Source organism: Streptomyces sp. DT224 (assembly GCF_049844595.1).
Classification (GTDB): domain Bacteria; phylum Actinomycetota; class Actinomycetes; order Streptomycetales; family Streptomycetaceae; genus Streptomyces.
In genome coordinates, this window is record NZ_JBNCLI010000005.1 from 228,514 (window position 1) to 246,697 (window position 18,184).

At 69.4% G+C, this 18,184-nt stretch carries 16 protein-coding genes and 1 tRNA gene; 8 read left to right on the top strand and 9 right to left on the bottom strand.

The window, feature by feature from the left end:
- Nucleotides 1-2 precede the first annotated feature (2 nt).
- Nucleotides 3-2,597 (bottom strand): ATP-dependent chaperone ClpB, encoded by a 2,595-nt coding sequence (clpB, locus tag ACLQ2N_RS14175; RefSeq protein WP_425812708.1) that lies wholly within the window; start codon nt 2,595-2,597, stop codon nt 3-5.
- A 214-nt stretch (nt 2,598-2,811) separates the two neighbouring features.
- Between clpB and ACLQ2N_RS14180 the strand changes: the two genes are divergently transcribed.
- Nucleotides 2,812-3,216, top strand: a complete 405-nt coding sequence (locus ACLQ2N_RS14180; protein WP_425812710.1) for a pyridoxamine 5'-phosphate oxidase family protein — start codon at nt 2,812-2,814, stop codon at nt 3,214-3,216.
- A gap of 107 nt (nt 3,217-3,323) precedes the next feature.
- Here the strand turns inward: ACLQ2N_RS14180 and ACLQ2N_RS14185 are convergent, their stop codons facing one another.
- Both ACLQ2N_RS14185 and ACLQ2N_RS14190 read right to left on the bottom strand, forming a co-directional pair.
- Nucleotides 3,324-3,644, bottom strand: coding sequence for a (2Fe-2S)-binding protein (locus ACLQ2N_RS14185; RefSeq protein ID WP_425812712.1), 321 nt, complete (start codon nt 3,642-3,644; stop codon nt 3,324-3,326).
- Between the two features lies 1 nt (nt 3,645).
- A complete protein-coding gene (locus ACLQ2N_RS14190; protein ID WP_425812714.1) occupies nt 3,646-3,867 on the bottom strand; it encodes a hypothetical protein in 222 nt (73 codons plus the stop codon).
- Between the two features lie 128 nt (nt 3,868-3,995).
- Between ACLQ2N_RS14190 and ACLQ2N_RS14195 the strand changes: the two genes are divergently transcribed.
- The 3 genes from ACLQ2N_RS14195 (at nt 3,996) to ACLQ2N_RS14205 (ending at nt 7,173) form a co-directional block, all read left to right on the top strand.
- The gene (locus ACLQ2N_RS14195) at nt 3,996-4,979 is read left to right on the top strand and encodes a helix-turn-helix transcriptional regulator (RefSeq protein ID WP_425813224.1); all 984 of its coding nucleotides are present in this window, start codon (nt 3,996-3,998) and stop codon (nt 4,977-4,979) included.
- 185 nt (nt 4,980-5,164) lie between these two features.
- Nucleotides 5,165-6,169: a LuxR C-terminal-related transcriptional regulator gene (locus tag ACLQ2N_RS14200; protein WP_425812716.1), complete on the top strand. Its 1,005-nt coding sequence runs from the start codon at nt 5,165-5,167 to the stop codon at nt 6,167-6,169.
- Nucleotides 6,166-7,173: a LuxR C-terminal-related transcriptional regulator gene (locus ACLQ2N_RS14205; protein ID WP_425812718.1), complete on the top strand. Its 1,008-nt coding sequence runs from the start codon at nt 6,166-6,168 to the stop codon at nt 7,171-7,173. The genes ACLQ2N_RS14200 and ACLQ2N_RS14205 overlap by 4 nt, the downstream gene beginning before the upstream one ends.
- A gap of 30 nt (nt 7,174-7,203) precedes the next feature.
- Here ACLQ2N_RS14205 and ACLQ2N_RS14210 read toward each other — a convergent pair whose 3' ends face one another.
- From ACLQ2N_RS14210 to dnaK, 4 genes are all read right to left on the bottom strand, one after another.
- Nucleotides 7,204-7,650, bottom strand: a complete 447-nt coding sequence (locus tag ACLQ2N_RS14210) for a heat shock protein transcriptional repressor HspR (RefSeq protein ID WP_018522258.1) — start codon at nt 7,648-7,650, stop codon at nt 7,204-7,206.
- 1 nt (nt 7,651) lies between these two features.
- Nucleotides 7,652-8,830: a molecular chaperone DnaJ gene (dnaJ, locus tag ACLQ2N_RS14215; protein ID WP_425812720.1), complete on the bottom strand. Its 1,179-nt coding sequence runs from the start codon at nt 8,828-8,830 to the stop codon at nt 7,652-7,654.
- A gap of 132 nt (nt 8,831-8,962) precedes the next feature.
- On the bottom strand, nt 8,963-9,616 hold the full coding sequence (gene grpE, locus ACLQ2N_RS14220; protein WP_425812722.1) for a nucleotide exchange factor GrpE: 654 nt from the start codon (nt 9,614-9,616) through the stop codon (nt 8,963-8,965).
- The gene (gene dnaK / locus ACLQ2N_RS14225) at nt 9,613-11,472 is read right to left on the bottom strand and encodes a molecular chaperone DnaK (RefSeq protein ID WP_425812724.1); all 1,860 of its coding nucleotides are present in this window, start codon (nt 11,470-11,472) and stop codon (nt 9,613-9,615) included. The genes grpE and dnaK overlap by 4 nt, the downstream gene beginning before the upstream one ends.
- Nucleotides 11,473-11,721: 249 nt before the next feature.
- Between dnaK and ACLQ2N_RS14230 the strand changes: the two genes are divergently transcribed.
- The 3 genes from ACLQ2N_RS14230 (at nt 11,722) to ACLQ2N_RS14240 (ending at nt 15,929) form a co-directional block, all read left to right on the top strand.
- Complete coding sequence (locus tag ACLQ2N_RS14230; RefSeq protein WP_425812726.1) at nt 11,722-12,393, top strand: sugar transferase; 672 nt, start codon at nt 11,722-11,724, stop codon at nt 12,391-12,393.
- Between the two features lie 137 nt (nt 12,394-12,530).
- Entirely contained in the window at nt 12,531-14,798 is a 2,268-nt protein-coding gene (locus ACLQ2N_RS14235; protein ID WP_425812728.1) for a (Fe-S)-binding protein, read from the top strand.
- 195 nt (nt 14,799-14,993) lie between these two features.
- Complete coding sequence (locus ACLQ2N_RS14240; RefSeq protein ID WP_425812730.1) at nt 14,994-15,929, top strand: Yip1 family protein; 936 nt, start codon at nt 14,994-14,996, stop codon at nt 15,927-15,929.
- A gap of 65 nt (nt 15,930-15,994) precedes the next feature.
- Here ACLQ2N_RS14240 and ACLQ2N_RS14245 read toward each other — a convergent pair whose 3' ends face one another.
- A complete protein-coding gene (locus ACLQ2N_RS14245) occupies nt 15,995-16,495 on the bottom strand; it encodes a phosphoribosyltransferase (RefSeq protein WP_361027588.1) in 501 nt (166 codons plus the stop codon).
- A 7-nt stretch (nt 16,496-16,502) separates the two neighbouring features.
- Nucleotides 16,503-17,078 carry a dCTP deaminase gene (gene dcd, locus ACLQ2N_RS14250; RefSeq protein WP_018102070.1) on the bottom strand — a complete coding sequence of 192 codons (576 nt, stop codon included), beginning with the start codon at nt 17,076-17,078 and terminating at the stop codon, nt 16,503-16,505.
- A 453-nt stretch (nt 17,079-17,531) separates the two neighbouring features.
- Here dcd and ACLQ2N_RS14255 point away from each other — a divergent pair.
- Nucleotides 17,532-17,605: transfer RNA gene (locus ACLQ2N_RS14255), tRNA-Gly, on the top strand.
- The last annotated feature ends 579 nt before the right edge of the window (nt 17,606-18,184 follow it).

An 18,184-nucleotide genomic window follows, 5' to 3' on the forward strand; every position in this document is an offset into this window, starting at 1 on the left:
TCTCAGCTCGCCGCGCCGACGATCAGGCCGTCCTCGAACCGGTCCACGCGGACCGTGTCGCCGTCCTTGATCTCGCCCGCCAGGATCTCCTTCGCGAGCCGGTCGCCGATCGCCGTCTGGATGAGGCGGCGCAGCGGCCGGGCACCGTACGCCGGGTCGTTGCCCTCCTCGGCCAGCCAGGCCAGGGCCTCGGGGGTGACGTCCAGGGTGAGCCGCCGGTCGGCCAGGCGCCCCGCGAGCCGGTCGATCTGGAGGCCCGCGATGTGCGCCAGCTCGTCGCCGGACAGGGCGGAGAAGACCACCAGGTCGTCCAGCCGGTTCAGGAACTCCGGCTTGAAGGAGGCCCGGACGACGTCCAGGACCTGGCGCTTCTTCTCCTCCGGTTTGACCAGGGGATCGGTCAGGTACTGGCTGCCGAGGTTGGACGTCAGGATCAGGATGGTGTTCCGGAAGTCCACCGTCCGGCCCTGTCCGTCGGTGAGCCGGCCGTCGTCCAGGACCTGGAGCAGGATGTCGAAGACCTCGGGGTGGGCCTTCTCGACCTCGTCCAGCAGGACGACGGTGTACGGGCGGCGGCGGACCGCCTCGGTCAGCTGGCCGCCCTCCTCGTAACCGACGTAACCGGGCGGGGCACCGACCAGGCGGGCGACGCTGTGCTTCTCGCCGTACTCGCTCATGTCGATGCGGACCATGGCCCGCTCGTCGTCGAAGAGGAAGTCCGCGAGGGCCTTCGCCAGCTCGGTCTTGCCGACACCGGTCGGGCCGAGGAACAGGAACGAGCCGGTCGGGCGGTCGGGGTCGGCGATACCGGCGCGGGTGCGGCGCACCGCGTCCGAGACGGCCTGCACGGCCTCGGTCTGCCCGATCAGGCGCTTGCCCAGCTCCGACTCCATGCGCAGCAGCTTCTGCGTCTCGCCCTCCAGGAGGCGGCCGGCCGGGATGCCGGTCCAGGCGCCCACGACATCGGCGATGTCGTCCGGCCCCACCTCTTCCTTGACCAGGGTCTCCTTGGGCTCGCGGGCGGCCTCCTGCTCGGCCTCGTCGGCCTCGGCCAGTTCGCGTTCCAGGCCGGGGATCTCCCCGTACAGCAGCTTCGACGCGGTGTCGAAGTCGCCGTCGCGCTGGGCGCGTTCGGCCTGGCCGCGCAGGTCGTCCAGGCGTTCCTTCAGCTCACCGACCCGGTTGAGGCCCTGCTTCTCCTTCTCCCAGCGGGCGTTGAGGCCGCGCAGCTCCTCCTCCTTGTCGGCGAGGTCGCGGCGCAGCTTCTCCAGGCGCTGCTTGGAGGCGGCGTCGGTCTCGTTCCTGAGGGCCAGCTCCTCCATGTGCAGACGGTCGACGGAGCGCTGGAGCTCGTCGATCTCGACGGGCGAGGAGTCGATCTCCATGCGCAGCCGCGAGGCCGCCTCGTCCACGAGGTCGATGGCCTTGTCGGGCAGGAAGCGGGAGGTGATGTAGCGGTCGGACAGGGTCGCGGCGGCGACCAGGGACGCGTCCGCGATCTGGACCTTGTGGTGGGCTTCGTAACGCCCCTTGAGGCCGCGGAGGATCGCGATGGTGTCCTCCACGGACGGCTCGGCGACCAGCACCTGCTGGAAGCGCCGCTCCAGGGCGGGGTCCTTCTCGATCCGCTCGCGGTACTCGTCGAGCGTGGTCGCGCCGACCATCCGCAGCTCGCCGCGGGCCAGCATCGGCTTGAGCATGTTGCCCGCGTCCATCGCTGAGTCACCGCCGGCGCCCGCGCCCACGACCGTGTGCAGCTCGTCGATGAACGTGATGATCTGCCCGTCGCTCTCCTTGATCTCGGAGAGGACGGTCTTCAGGCGCTCCTCGAACTCGCCGCGGTACTTCGCGCCGGCGACCATCGCCCCCAGGTCGAGCGAGACGAGCCGTTTGTCCTTGAGGGACTCGGGAACGTCGCCCTTCACGATGCGCTGGGCGAGCCCTTCGACGACGGCGGTCTTGCCGACGCCCGGCTCACCGATGAGCACCGGGTTGTTCTTGGTGCGCCGCGAGAGCACCTGGACGACGCGACGGATCTCCTGGTCGCGCCCGATGACCGGGTCGAGCTTGCCCTCGCGCGCGGCGGCGGTGAAGTCGGTGCCGAATTTCTCCAGGGCCTTGTACTGGCCCTCCGGGTCGGGAGTGGTCACCCGTCGCCCTCCCCTGCTCTTCTCGAACGCGTCCAGCAGCTTCTTCGCACTGGCACCCTGCCCGTCGAGGATCTCACCCGCCCGGCCGCCCTTCGCGGCGATCCCGATCAGCAGGTGCTCGGTGGAGACGTAGTCGTCGCCCAGCTCCTCGGCGCGCTGCGCGGCGTCCGCGATGACGGCGAGCAGCTCGCGGTTGGGCTGGGGCGGCGCGACGGTCGCCCCGGTCACGCTGGGCTGCGCGGCGAGGAGCCGCTCCGTCTCGGTGCGTACGGCGATCTGGTCGGCCTCGACGGAGGCCAGCAGATCGACCAGATTCTCGTTGTCCTCGCCCGAGAGCAGCGCCAGCAGCAGATGCCCCGGGGTCAGATCGGGGTGCCCGTCCTTCACGGCCCTGCCGGTGGCCGCGTTGATGGCGTCCCTGCTCCTGTTGGTCAGCTCGGCGTCCACGTGCGCTGTCTCCTCCTTGCGACGACTGGTCCGACTCTCACTTCTGACACGGTCAACGTGTACAAAGTTGAGTCTATTCCACTCAAGGCAAGGCGCGCCGAGAGTTGAGCGCGTTCCACTCAAGGCGAAAGGGCGGCCCTGTCCTCGTCCGAGTGAACCGGCCACTGCCGGCACCCGCCACCGCAGCGCGCGGGGCCCCGCATACGCTGGGGCCATGGCAGTCGACGTACACCAGCCGAGCCCCGAGTACCTCGCCTTCTGGCGCGAGAGCCACGTGTGCACGCTCACCACGCCCCGCCCCGACGGCACGCCGCACGTGGTCCCGGTGTGCGTGACGTACGACCCCGAGGCCGGCCTCGCCCGGGTCATCACCAACAAGCACAGCCGCAAGGTGGCCAACATCCTGGCCGCCGGCCCGGACGGCGCCCGCGTCGCGGCATGCCAGGTGCACCGCCGCCGCTGGGCGACCCTGGAGGGCGTGGCCAGGATCAGCACGGACCCGGAACGGGTCGCGGAGGCCGTACGCCGCCACACGGAGCGCTACGACCGCGTGCCCTCCCCCAACCCGGACCGGGTCGTCATCGAGATCAGCCTGGACCGGGCGCTCGGACGCGGCTGAGCGCGCCGCCCCCGCCGGCACAGCACAACGGCGCCACCGTGTTCAGGTCACGGTGGCGCCGTTGTGTGGGGGAAGTGACTGAGCGACGTGGAACGACGGGGGATCGCTCAGGCACTGCGGGGGGTGGCGGAAATGGCTTCTGGTTCGAACAGCTGATGGTCGCGCTGCGCGAGGTTCACAAAGATCATGTCGTACCGGATGGCACAGCGCACCGGCTGCGGCGCGCCCCGCGGCTTGCGCAGGCAGCGGTAGGCACGGACCTCACCGTCGTCCTCGCGGGCGACGACGACCGGGTCGCCGAACAGAGTGACCATCAACGAGTCACCACGGTGGGGCAGCGCCGTGACGAGATCGATGAAATGCCACCCTGACCGGTAGGCGGTCGCCATCTCACGCCGGAAGGTCCGGTCGTCCGGTGGGGTGGCCATGTCAGGCGCCCGCACCGGTCGACGCGGCCGAGGCGATGTCCGCTCCGGCGGGCGCGACGGTCCAGCCGATGTCCGACTTGGCAGGCGAGACAGTCCAGCCGATGTCCGCGGCAGAGGTGGTCCCGGTGCTGACCTGCCCAAAGCCGCTGCCGCCCAACAATCCTATGCCCAGGGCCGCAACGAACGACGCGGCAAGCGCCGAGCGAAGCATTCGCTTATACATAGTCGGCTTCGTCCTCACTTGTGGATTCCTCTCCCCCGCATCAAAAACGATGTCTCACAGGGGCACGCGAGCACCACTGAGGAGATGCATCATGTTCCTGTATGTTCATGAACCTGGGGGGTGAAGATATGGCCACAATAAGCACGAAACCGGCACATCCTCATGGGATCACCGAACTTTGCCAGGCCGGGGAGCACCTTTACGCCAGCGCGTTGCGCCTGGGACGCATAGCGCGGGCGGACATCGGACCCGCGCCCTGCCTCGTGGATTTCGCCCTGCTTCACCCCGACCCCGATGACCCGGCATGGCTCCGGCCGGTCCCGCCTTCGGTCGCGCTGGCCCAGCACCTGCAGCCCCTGGAACGGGAGATCCTCGAGCGCCGCAGGCATACGGTCCAACTGACCGAATCATTCGAGCCATTCATGGACATCAGCACGCAGGGGCCTCCCGTCACCCACGCGATCACCGTGCTGGAGGGCGTCAACCGGATCAACGCCGCGCTCGACCAGGCCACGGCGGAGTGCCGTACGGAGGTCCTGACGGTCCAGCCCGGTGGCGGACGTATCGAGGACCGCCTCAGCAAATCGCTGGACCGCGGGCTCTCGGTCGTCCGGCGAGGTGTCCGGATGCGCACCCTCTATCAGCACACCGTGCGGCACAGCCCCAGCACCCTCGCGTACGCGGAGCGCATGGCTGACAGCGACGTGGAGATCCGGACACTCGAGGAGCTCATCGAGCGCCTGATCGTGTTCGACCGGACGGTGGCCTTCATCCCGGCCCAGGACGACCGTCAAGTCGCCCTGGAACTGCGCCATCCCGGACTCGTCGAGTACCTGGCCAACGTGTTCGAGCAGCTCTGGACGCGGGCGGCTCCCTTGCGGGAGGAGGTCAAGTACGAACCGACCCGTCTGGGGATCAGCGGGGTTCAGCACTCCATCGCCCAACTGCTCGTCGAGGGACACGTCGATGACTCGATCGCCCGTCGGCTCGGTATGAACGTCCGTACCTGCCGGGCCCATGTCGCCAAGCTCGCCGCCACGCTCGGCAGCACCAGCCGTGCCCAACTCGGCTACCTGATCGCCCGGTCAGGAATCCTGGACCAGGATTCCTGACCGGCCGGCCCCAAAGATCCCCACCCCCCGGGCCGGGCGGGCGTGCCACGCAATGGGGGAGAGCATGGCCACGCCCTAGATCAGCCGGGGGAGTTCCCGGCTCCCCCGACACCCCCACACTGGCCCGGGAACTAGGCTGGCACCACCGTCATCTTGCTGCACTGCCAAAAGTGAGGGGGTCACGAATGGGCAAGGACGAGGGCATACCGCACCAGCCGCACGGTGATCTGGAACTGTGCGACGCCGGCGTCAGGACGTACACCGAAGCACTCGGAGCCGGCCGGCTGCCGCGCTCCGCTCTCGAACCCGTCCCTTGCCTCGTCGAGTTGGCCCTCGTCCACGCCGATCCCCAGGACGATGGCTGGATCCGTCCGGTGCCTCCGTCCGCCGCGCTCGCCCATCTGCTCCAGCCCGTCACCCGGGAGATCCACGAGCGCATACGGCTCTCCGCCGCCCTGGCCGACTCCCTGGCCCCCCTGGCCTCCGTCGCCAGCACCGACCCCAACCTCGCCATCACCGTCCTCGAGGGCCTCCCGCTGATCGAGGCGGCCATCCAGAACGCCACGGACGGCGCACGGGAGGAGGTCCTGACCCTGCAGCCCAGCGGCAACCGCCCCGTGGACCAGCTCAAGAAGGCGCTGGACCGGGCACTGTCCATGGCCGGCCGGGGAGTGACGCTGCGCCACATCTACCAGCACCCCGCCCGGTACAGCCCGGCCATCAAGGCGTACCTGGACGACATACCGTCGGGCTTCATCCAGGTACGCACCATCGAGCAGACGGTCGAGCGCCTCTTCGTCTTCGACCGCACCGTCGCCTTCATCCCGGCCAGTCCCCGGCGCGACATCGCCCTGGAGATCCGCCACCCCGCCCTCGTGCGCTACCTGATCCAGGTGTACGAGGTGCTGTGGGCCCAGGCCAAGCCGCTCACGGCCCCCCTCCAGGCGCCCGCGCACGACATGCCGATCACCGCCGTCCAACTGAGCATCGCCCGACTCCTCGTCGAGGGCAACACCGACCAGGTCGTGGCCCGCAAGCTGGCCATCAGCGTCCGCACGTGCCGCGCCCACATCGCCAAGCTCATGCACACCCTCGACGCCACCAGCCGCACCCACCTCGGCGCCCTGCTCGTCCACTGCGGCGTCGTGGAAGGCGTTGCAGGGGGCGCCGGGGAAGGCGCCGGGGAATGACCGTTCAGGCGACGCACCCCCACAGCGAACGGGAGCTCTGCGAAGCCGCCCTCGCCCTTTACGGGGACGCCCTCGCCGCCGGCCGCATCGCCCGCAGCGCCACGGAGCCCGCGCCCTGCCTCACCGCACTCGGACTGCTCCTCCCCGACCCGCGGGACGAGGCGTGGCTGCGCCCCGTGCCGCCGTCCGCGGTCCTGGGGCAACTGCTCAGCCCTCTCAGCCGGGAGATCGACGCACGGCTCCGGCTGACGACCCAGCTGACCCGGTCCCTGCTGCCGCTGCTCACGGGGGCCGACGAGGACCCGAGCCGGTCGATCACCGTGATCGAGGGGCCCGAACGGATCAACGCGGCACTCCGCGACGCCTCGCGGTCGGCCAGGGACGAAGTCCTCACCGCCCAGCCCGGCGGCAACCGCCTGGTCCACAACATGCGCCAGGGCCGGATGAACGCGGAGTTCGTCCTCGCGGCGGGCGGACGGCTCCGACATCTCTACCAGCACTCGGCGCGCTACAGCCCCCGGCTCAAGGAGTACCTGGCGGAGATCCCGGCCGGCCGTCTCCGGATCCGCACCATGGAGCAGAGCGTGGGCCGCATGCTCGTCTTCGACCGGACCGTCGCATACCTCCCCGCCGACCCCGACGGCAGCGCCGCCCTGGAGATCCGCCACCCCGCCCTCGTGCGCTCCCTGGCCACCATCTACGAAACCCTCTGGGCCGGAGCCACGCCCTTCGGCGACCCCCTCCCCACCGCGCTCCCCGGTGCCCCCGTCACCGCCGTCCAGCAGAGCATCGCCCGCCTCCTCACCGACGGCTGCACCGACCAGGCCGCCGCCGAAAAACTCGGCATCAGCGTCCGCACCTGCCGCGCACACATCGCCAAGCTCATGCAGACCCTCGGCGCCACCACCCGCACCCACCTCGGCGCCCTGCTCGTCCGGTCGAGCATCGTGGAAGGCCCCGTACCGCCGCCGTGGACAGCGAAGCGGCCCGCCACCTCGGAGTGACGGGCCGCACAGGCGAACAGTGAGCAGCGCTCAGTCCTTCGGGCGCTTGGGGCGCCAGACCACCAGGGCGCTGGTCTGCTGCACGTCCTGGTACGGGACCAGGTCGCGCCGGTACGAGGCGTGGACCTGGGCCTCGCGCTGCTGCATGGCCGCCGCGGCTCCGTCCACGGCCGCCGAGAGCTCGGCGACGCGCTGCTGGAGCGCCGCGACCTGGTTCTCCAGCTCGATGATGCGCTTGATGCCGGCGAGGTTGATGCCCTCGTCCTGCGACAGCTGCTGCACCGTACGCAACAGCTCGATGTCGCGGGCCGAGTAGCGCCGGCCGCGTCCGGCCGTACGGTCCGGGGAAACCAGGCCGAGGCGGTCGTACTGGCGCAGTGTCTGCGGATGCAGGCCCGAGAGCTGGGCCGCGATCGAGATCACGTACACCGGGGACTCGTCGGTCAGTTCGTAAGGATTACGCCGTCGGCCGTCCACCTCAAGCTCCCTTCGCCGCCTGGAACAGCTCCGCCCTCGGGTCATGCCCCGCGGTCGCCTTGCGGTATGCCTCCAGCGCGTCCCTGGCCTCGGTACCGAGGTCGGTGGGCACGGACACCTCGACGGTGACCAGGAGGTCGCCCCGGGTGCCGTCCTTGCGGACCGCGCCCTTGCCGCGGGCCCGCATCGTACGCCCATTCGGCGTACCGGCGGGTAGCTTCAGGGTCACGGACGGGCCGCCGAGCGTCGGCACCTTCACCTCGCCGCCGAGCGCCGCCTCCGTGAAGGTGACGGGCACCGTGACGGTGAGGTTGTCGCCCTTGCGGCCGAAGACCGGGTGGGCGTCGACGTGGACCACGACGTACAGGTCGCCGGCCGGTCCGCCGCGCTCGCCCGGGGCGCCCTTGCCGCGCAGCCGGATGCGCTGCCCGTCCGAGACGCCCGCCGGGATGCGCACCTGCATGGTGTTCGAGGAGCGGGCCCGGCCGCTGCCCTTGCAGACCTCGCAGGGGTCCTGGGCGATGAGGCCGCGGCCCTTGCAGTCCACGCACGGGTCGGTGAGCGAGAAGCCGCCGCCGCTGCCGCGCGAGACCTGACCGGTGCCGACACAGGTCGGGCACACCCTGGGCGTGCCGTTCTTGTCGCCGGTGCCGGAGCACGCCTTGCAGGGGGCCTGGCTGGACATCCGGAGCGGGACCGTGGCCCCGTCGACCGCCTCGGTGAAGCTCAGCGTCACCTCGGACTCGATGTCCTGGCCGCGCCGCGGCTGCACCCGCGTACCGGCGCCGCCGCCGCGGTTGAAGAGGCCGCCGAACACGTCGCCGAGGCCGCCACCACCGCCGAAGCCGCCCTGGCCCCCGCCCGGGGCGCCTCCGAAGAGGTCCCCCAGGTCGAAGTTGAAGTTGCCCTGGGCGCCGCCGGGGCCGGCGCGGAAGCCGCCGTTGCCGAAGAGGGCGCGCGCCTCGTCGTACTCCTTGCGCCTCTTGGCGTCGCCGAGGACGTCATTCGCCTCGGAGATCTCCTTGAAGCGCTCCTCCGCCTTGTCGTCGCCCTTGTTGGCGTCCGGGTGGAACTCGCGGGCGAGCTTCCGGTACGCCTTCTTGATCTCGGCGTCGGTGGCGTCCTTGGGGACGCCGAGAACCTTGTAGTAGTCCTTCTCGACGAAGTCCTTCGTACTCATCGACGTCCCTCCTTCCGGACGACCGGCCGGGAGCCTCCCGTCCGGGCGGTGCCGGGCCCGCAGGCCCTGGTACCGACCGGACGGGAGGCCCGGGTGGCCGGGCGGTGTGCTGCCAGGTGATCGGACGGAATGTCAGACCTCCTCGCCGCCACCGCTCTCCTCGTCGTCTGCCTTCTCTTCCTTCGCGGCGGCGGGAGCCGCCCCCGGCTGGGGTTCGGCGACCGCGACCCGCGCGGGGCGAATGGTGCGCTCGCCGATCCGGTAGCCGGGCTGCAGGATCGCCACGCAGGTCGTCTCCTCGACGTCCGGCGCGTAGCTGTGCATCAGGGCCTCGTGGACCGTCGGGTCGAAGGGCTCGCCCTCCTTGCCGAACTGCTGCAGGCCCAGCTTCGCGACGACCGTCTCCAGCGATTCGGCCACCGACTTGAACCCGCCCACGAGCTCGCCGTGCTCCCGGGCCCGGCCGACGTCGTCGAGGACGGGCAGCAGCTCGGACAGGAGGTTCGCGACGGCGATCTCCTTGACCGTGACCCGGTCCCGCTCCACGCGGCGGCGGTAGTTCTGGTATTCGGCCTGCAGCCGCTGGAGGTCGCCGGTGCGCTCGTTGAGCGCGCTGCGTGCCTGGTCCAGCTGCGCGGTCAGGGCCGTGGTCTCGTTCGCGTCCCCGGCCGGGGCCGCCGCCGCCTCCTCCTCGGAGGGGGCGGCGGCCTTCGGCTCGGCGTCGTCAGAGGTGGCGCCGGAGGGGACGTCGGGCTCCTCCTCGAAGCCCGGAGTCTCCTCGGTCACGCCGCACCGCCCTTGGAGTCCTTCTCGTCGTCCACGATCTCGGCGTCCACGACGTCGTCCTGGGCGTCGCCCTGGGCCTGCCCGGCGCCCGGCTGCGCGTCGCCCTGCGGGCCGCCCTCGGCCTGCGCGTTGGCGTACATCGCCTGGCCCAGCTTCTGGGAGACGGCGGCGACCTTCTCGGTGGCCGTGCGGATCTCGGCGGAGTCCTCGCCCTTGAGCTTCTCCTTCAGCTCGGCGACCGCGGTCTCCACCTCCGTCTTCACGTCGGCCGGGACCTTGTCCTCGTTGTCCTTGAGGAACTTCTCCGTCTGGTAGACGAGCTGCTCGCCCTGGTTGCGCGACTCGGCGGCCTCGCGGCGGGCGTGGTCCTCCTCCGCGTACTTCTCGGCCTCCTCACGCATCCGGTTGACCTCGTCCTTCGGCAGCGAGGAGCCGCCGGTGACGGTCATCTTCTGCTCCTTGCCGGTGCCGAGGTCCTTGGCCGTCACGTGCATGATGCCGTTGGCGTCGATGTCGAAGGAGACCTCGATCTGCGGGACCCCGCGCGGGGCCGGCGGCAGACCGGTCAGCTCGAACATCCCGAGCTTCTTGTTGTACGCCGCGATCTCGCGCTCGCCCTGGTAGACCTGGATCTGCACGGACGGCTGGTTGTCCTCGGCCGTCGTGAAGATCTCGGACCGCTTGGTCGGGATCGTGGTGTTGCGCTCGATGAGCTTGGTCATGATGCCGCCCTTGGTCTCGATACCGAGGGACAGCGGGGTGACGTCGAGGAGCAGGACGTCCTTGACCTCGCCCTTGAGGACACCGGCCTGGAGCGAGGCGCCGATGGCGACGACCTCGTCCGGGTTCACGCTCTTGTTGGCCTCCTGGCCACCGGTCAGCTCCTTGACGAGCTCGGTGACGGCCGGCATACGGGTCGAGCCACCGACGAGAACGACGTGGTCGATCTCGGAGAGCTGGATGCCCGCGTCCTTGATGACGTTGTGGAACGGGGTCTTGCAGCGGTCCAGGAGGTCCGCGGTGAGCTGCTGGAACTGCGAGCGCGTGAGCTTCTCGTCCAGGTGCAGCGGGCCCTCGGCCGAGGCCGTGATGTACGGCAGGTTGATCGTGGTCTCCGTCGAGGAGGACAGCTCGATCTTCGCCTTCTCCGCGGCCTCGCGGAGACGCTGGAGAGCCATCTTGTCCTTGGACAGGTCCACGCCGTGGCCGTTGGCGAACTGCTTCACCAGGTAGTCGACGACGCGCTGGTCCCAGTCGTCACCACCGAGCTGGTTGTCACCGTTGGTGGCCTTCACCTCGACGACGCCGTCGCCGATCTCCAGGAGGGACACGTCGAAGGTGCCGCCACCGAGGTCGAACACGAGGATCGTCTGGTCGTCCTTGTCGAGCCCGTACGCCAGCGCGGCGGCGGTCGGCTCGTTGACGATGCGCAGGACGTTCAGGCCCGCGATCTCGCCGGCCTCCTTCGTCGCCTGGCGCTCGGAGTCGTTGAAGTACGCCGGGACGGTGATCACCGCGTCGGTGACCTTCTCGCCCAGGTACGACTCGGCGTCACGCTTGAGCTTCTGCAGGATGAAGGCGCTCATCTGCTGCGGGTTGAAGCTCTTGCCGTCCAGGTCGACCTTCCAGTCAGTGCCCATGTGGCGCTTGACGGAGCGGATGGTCCTGTCGACGTTGGTCACTGCCTGGCGCTTGGCGACCTCGCCGACCAGCACCTCGCCGTTCTTCGCGAAGGCGACGACGGACGGCGTGGTCCTGGCGCCCTCTGCGTTGGTGATGACGGTGGGCTCGCCGCCTTCGAGAACGCTGACGACGGAGTTAGTCGTGCCCAGGTCGATGCCGACCGCACGTGCCATTTCGATTCCTCCAACTGACTACTTGAGTGGATCTGACTCAAGGATGCACGACTCCGCCGACCGAGTCAATAGACCTGAGTCTCCACGACTCAACTTACGTGCACCCGCCCCGCGCCATCGGCGACACCTGGCGCCTCACGCGCCGCACAGCCCTCCCCCATCATGGCCGCGTGGGATCGTTCTGTCACAAAATGCCGCGAGCAGCACAAATGCGGCATTCGATTCGCCGATTTCAGGCAGGTGCGAACGATGCGTACGCAGAAACAGTGGGGAAGAGGACCCCGGCCGCGCCCCTGGCGCCCGCCCCGGGCCTCCCGTCCGGCAGCCGCGCGGGCCTCCCTGCGCGCCCTGCTGCCCGCTCCTCTCCCCCGCCCGACCGCCAAGCGCACCCTCGATCTGGCCCTCGGTTCGGCCCTGCTGCTCCTCGCCTCCCCTTTACTGGGGGCCGCCGCCCTGATGCTGGCCGTGCGCGGCCGCCGCGTGACGAGGCGCTCCCCGCGCGCCGGCCTGCACGGCAGACCCTTCGTCCTGCGCTCCCTGGACACCCGGCGGCTGAAGCTGGACGTGGTCTCGCGCCTGCACCACGTGGTGCGCGGCGAGCTCTCCCTCGTCGGCCCGGCGCCGCTCGCCCCGGGCGACGTACGGAACGGCACCGGGGGCGGCCGACGCTGGCGCCAGGAACTGAAGCCCGGGCTGACCGGCCTGGCCCAGGTGCGGCACCGCTCGGGGATGCCGTGGAACGAGGCGGACCTCCTGGACCAGCACTACGCCGAGCACCAAGGGCTGCGGCTGGACCTCGCGGTCCTCGCCGAGGCCGTACGCGTACCCCTGCGCGAGGCCGTCCACACCCTTCCGTGGCCCGGCAAGGCACGCCTGAGCGACACAGATCACCGCCTGCCCGGCTACAGGACGGCGGAATAAGTGGGTAGTGTCGGCTCAGACTGATTAAGTTACTGCTTAGTAGTAGCGATACTCGTAGTCCAGGCGGTCACCGGACGACGCAGTACTCGCTGGTAACGCTGGATCGATCCCACCCTCGCAGGCCCGAGGAGCCCCCAATGCAACTCGCCGCGATCATCGTGTCGCTGGTGCTGACCGTGGTCGGCGTTGCGCTCATCGCCCGAGCCGTCGCGCAGATCTACCGGTTCGTCACGCTCGGACAGCCGGTCCCGGCCGGCAGCCGCACCGACAACCCCAAGCAGCGCACGATCACCCTGGTCAGGGAATTCCTCGGCCACACCCGGATGAACCGGTGGGGGATCGTCGGCTTCGCCCACTGGTTCGTCGCCATCGGCTTCCTGACCCTGCCGCCGACGCTGCTCCAGGCGTACGGGCAGCTGTTCAAGGCCGACTGGGTGCTGCCGGTCATCGGCGAATGGCTGCCGTTCGAGCTGTACATCGAGTTCATCGGCCTGATGACGACGGTCGGCATCCTGGTGCTCATCGCCATCCGGCTGCTGAACCTCCCGTCCCGGGCGGGCCGCAAGTCCCGCTTCGCGGGCTCCAAGGCGTGGCAGGCGTACTTCGTGGAGTACGTCATCCTCATCATCGGCCTCGCGATCCTCACCCTGCGGGGTCTCGAGGGCGCGATCCACCACGTCGACGGCTACGAGGCCGCGTACTTCGTCTCGTACCCGCTGGTCCTCGCCTTCAAGGGACTGGCCCTCGGCACCCTCCAGAACCTCATCTACTTCGTCGCGATGATCAAGATCGGCACCTCGCTGATCTGGGTGATCACGGTGTCGCTCAACACCAACATGGGTGTGGCCTGGCACCGCTTCCTCGGCTTCCCGAACATCTGGTTCAAGCGGAACGCCGACGGCGCGGTGGCGCTGGGCGCGCTGCAGCCGATGACCACGGGCGGCACGGAGATCGACTGGGAGGACCCGGCCGACGACGCCGTCTTCGGCGTCTCCCAGGTCGAGCAGTTCTCCTGGAAGGGCATCCTCGACTTCTCCACCTGCACCGAGTGCGGCCGCTGCCAGTCGCAGTGCCCCGCCTGGAACACCGGCAAGCCGCTCTCCCCGAAGCTCCTGATCATGTCCCTGCGCGACCACGCGCACGCCAAGGCCCCGTACCTGCTGGCCGGCGGCGGCAAGGACATGGAGGGCGAGGAGAAGGCGACCGAGGAGCAGCTGAAGGACGTTCCCGCGGCCGCCCTCGCGGAGGCCGAGCGCCCGCTGATCGGCACGGTCGAGGAGAACGGCGTCATCGACCCGGACGTCCTCTGGTCCTGCACCACCTGCGGCGCCTGCGTGGAGCAGTGCCCGGTCGACATCGAGCACGTCGACCACATCGTCGACATGCGCCGCTACCAGGTGATGATCGAGTCCGCGTTCCCGTCCGAGGCGGGGACCATGCTCAAGAACCTGGAGAAGAAGGGCAACCCCTGGGGGCTCGCCAAGAAGCAGCGCGTCGAGTGGACCAAGGAGGTCGACTTCGAGGTCCCGATCGTCGGCAAGGACGTCGAGGACCTGACCGAGGTCGACTACCTCTACTGGGTCGGCTGCGCCGGCGCCCTGGAGGACCGCGCCAAGAAGACCACCAAGGCATTCGCGGAGCTGCTGCACATCGCGGGCGTGAAGTTCGCGATCATGGGCGGCGACGAGAAGTGCACCGGTGACTCGGCCCGCCGCCTCGGCAACGAGCCGCTGTTCCAGCAGCTCGGCCAGGAGAACGTCGCGATGCTGAACATGGCGTTCGGCGAGGACGACGAGGACGACTCCACCAAGAAGGCGAAGTCGGCGAAGAAGATCGTCGCGACCTGCCCGCACTGCTTCAACACCATCGCGAACGAGTACCCGCAGCTGGGCGGCGAGTACGAGGTCATCCACCACACGCAGCTGCTCCAGCACCTGGTGGACGAGGGCAAGCTGATCCCGGTGACCCCGGTCGAGGGTCTGATCACGTACCACGACCCCTGCTACCTGGGCCGCCACAACAAGATCTACACGCCCCCGCGCGAGATCATCGCGAAGGTCCCGGGCCTCCGGAACGAGGAGATGCACCGCCACAAGGAGCGCGGCTTCTGCTGCGGCGCCGGTGGTGCCCGGATGTGGATGGAGGAGCGGATCGGCAAGCGCATCAACAACGAGCGCGTGGACGAGGCCCTCTCCCTCAACCCGGACATCGTCTCCACCGCCTGCCCGTTCTGCCTGGTCATGCTGACCGACTCGGTCAACGGCAAGAAGAACGAGGGCAAGGCCAAGGAGTCCGTCCAGGTGGTGGACGTCTCCCAGCTGCTGCTCGACTCCGTGAAGACCCCGGCCGACCCGGCGGGCGACCCGGAGTCGGCGGACGAACCGGAACCGGAACCGGTGAAGTAACCGGGCCGGCGTCACGGCGCGGCGAAGCGGTCGGACCTGCCTCGGGGGCAGGACCGGCCGCTTCCGCGTTGCCCCTCCACATGCTGGGGATAACCCCCCGGGGTTCCCTTAGGGGATGTCACATCTACGCGTCAAAGGCCGGTACTTCCCCGGCCGCGGGCCCCCGTGACCGGCGGACCGGGTACGTTCGATGACGTGGCTGGATTCAGGATCGGACGCGGCCGGGACAACCGCACCCCGCAGCAAGGGCAACAGCAACCGCGGCAACAGCCGTACGGCGGCCAGGCACCGCCGCCGCCGTACGGGCAGCAGCAATGGCCGCCGTCGGGAGGACAGGGCGCCCCGCATCACGCCGCACCGGGTTACCACGGCGGCGGTGCGTATGCCGCCGGCAGCGGCTGCAGGGGCGCCGGCCCCGACGAGCCGGAGTACTTCACCGACCCGACGCCGTACCCGTACCCCCAGGGCCCCAGCCCCGGGGACCCCTACGCGAACAACCCGGGCCACACGCAGGCGTTCCGCGTCGACGAGGAGCCGTACAGCGACGGCAACGCCTACCGCGCGGGCCACGCTCCCGCGGCCCCCATGGGCCCGCGCCTGCACTGGAAGCAGCTGCTGAGCGGCATCGTGACGCGCCCCAGCCCGACGTTCTGGCAGATGCGCGACTACGCGGTCTGGGGCCCCGCCCTGATCGTGACGTTCCTCTACGGCCTGCTGGCGCTCTTCGGCTTCGACCAGGCCCGCGACGACGCGATCCACTCCCCGGTCTCCACCGCCGTCCCCTACGTGATCCTCACCGGCGTCTGCTTCGTGCTCGGTGGTCTGGTGCTGGGCGCGGTCACCCACACGCTGGCCCGCCAGCTCGGCGGCGACGGCGCGTGGCAGCCGACGGTGGGCCTGTCCATGCTGATCATGTCGATCACGGACGTGCCGCGCCTGGTCTTCGCGATGTTCCTGGGCGGCGAGAACGCGCTGGTCGTCATCCTCGGCTGGGTCACCTGGCTGGCCGCCGCGGCGCTCCTCACCTCGATGGTGAGCAAGTCGCACGACCTGCCGTGGCCGAAGGCGCTGGGCGCGTCGGCGATCCAGCTGCTGGCCCTGGTCTCGATCCTGAAGCTGGGAACGATCTGACGACGGCGCGGTGTGCGGCCGAAAGGGCCCCGGGGTGACCGGGGCCCTTTCGCGTACTTACGCGGTCACGCGTCGAGAACCTGCCCGCCGCGCCGCACGACGGGCTTCTCCACGCTCCACGGGAAGTTGATCCAGCGGTCGGTCTTCTTCCACACGTACTCGCACTTCACGAGCGAGTGGGACTTCTCGTAGATGACCGCGGACCGCACCTCGGCGACGTGGTCGATGCAGAAGTCGCGCACCAGCTTCAGCGTCTTGCCGGTGTCGGCGACGTCGTCCGCGATCAGGACCTTCTTGTCCGAGAAGTCGATGACGTTGGGCACGGGCGCCAGCATCACCGGCATCTCCAGGGTGGTGCCCACGCCGGTGTAGAACTCCACGTTCACCAGGTGGATGTTCTTGCAGTCCAGCGCGTACGCCAGACCGCCCGCGACGAACACCCCGCCGCGCGCGATGCTCAGCACCACGTCCGGCTCGTACCCGTCGTCGGCCACGGCCTGCGCCAGCTCCCGTACGGCGTGCCCGAAGCCGTCGTACGTCAGGTTCTCCCGTACATCGTCAGTCATCGGGGCCTCACACCTGCGTCCGGTGGAAATTCATGAAGGAGCGCGACGCGGTGGGACCGCGCTGCCCCTGATATCGCGACCCGTACCGCTCGGAGCCGTAAGGGAACTCGGACGGAGAACTCAGCCGGAACATGCACAGCTGGCCGATCTTCATACCGGGCCAGAGCTTTATCGGCAGCGTCGCGAGATTCGACAGCTCCAGCGTCACGTGCCCGGAGAAGCCCGGGTCGATGAAGCCCGCCGTGGAATGCGTGACCAGCCCGAGCCGGCCGAGCGAGCTCTTCCCCTCCAGCCGCGACGCGAGATCGTCGGGCAGCGAGATGACCTCGTACGTCGATGCCAGTACGAACTCCCCGGGGTGCAGGATGAACGCGTCGTCCCCCTCCGGTTCGACGGTGCGGGTCAGGTCCACCTGCTCGACGGCGGGGTCGATGTGCGGGTAGCGGTGGTTCTCGAACACCCGGAAGTAGCGGTCGAGCCGCACGTCGATACTCGACGGCTGCACCATCGACGCGTCGAATGGATCAATGCGTACGCGTCCGGCGTCGATCTCGGCGCGGATGTCCTTGTCTGAGAGAAGCACCCACCGAGGATACGCAGAACGCGCGGGCCCGCCCTCATCGGGCCGCCCGCGCGCCTGCCGTCCGTCACCCGCCGTCGCTACCGCTGCTCGAACGCCACGGGCACGGCATGCCGCAACCGAGCGCACCGGGGACACCGGATGAGCCGCCCGGGCCCGATCCGCCCTGCCCCGAGCTGCTGCATCGGAAACGAGCTGGTAGCGAAAACGTGCCCTTCGGCACAGCGGACGACGGTGCGCTCCATGGAGTCCATCAAGTCCCTTCCCCATCAAGCCGTGGACGAGACCGCCACATTAGGGGATGAAGAGGACCCGCCTCCACGCGGCACTCCGGCCCCCCACGCTACGCCCCAACTCCCGCCCCACCCACAGCCGATCCGGCACGTCCCCGGGAGAGGATCGCGATGAGGTACAGTATGCGAGGATGCGCCGCTGGACACAGCGTCCGCCATTTTTGCGGGTGTAGTTTAATGGTAGAACATGAGCTTCCCAAGCTCAGAGCGCGAGTTCGATTCTCGTCACCCGCTCCACGAAGAAGGCCCAGGTCAACGACCGGGGCCTTTCTTGTTGTCTAGACCAGTTGAGATGCGGCGTGCCCTCCGCGTGCCCCAACCTCCAGAATGCCCGCTGCTGCATCACGCCCGCATGCCGCTGTCGTCACCCGAAGACGCCCTCCGCGTGACGCGCATGCTGGACCCTGCGACGGCTGCAGGCCCCGCCGTCGGCTTCGGCTCCGAACCAACAAGCTGTACTACACGCGCGACCGGCAGCCTTTGGCCGAAGTCCGCGACGCGTTCCGCGAGCTGGAATTCATGATGACCGAGGCATTTCCCTGGGATCAAGCCCATGCAGGGAACGTCGTGTCATAACCAGTCAGCGAAGCGAGCCCTTCGCAAACACCGCATGGATCCCGACGTCGTAGAACTTTCCCTATCAGGGCGGCTCGCTCGGCTCGCCGGGCGCTCTCTGGCTCACCGCCGGGATCCGACGCTCCTGCCTTCGGCCCGCTCAGGCCCAGCTACGCCAGTCGCGCGGGCTGAAGCGAGCATCTGATGGGGAAGGAGCCCGCTGTGGCCGGGGCGTCGACTCCGTGGCATTAGCCGTCGAGC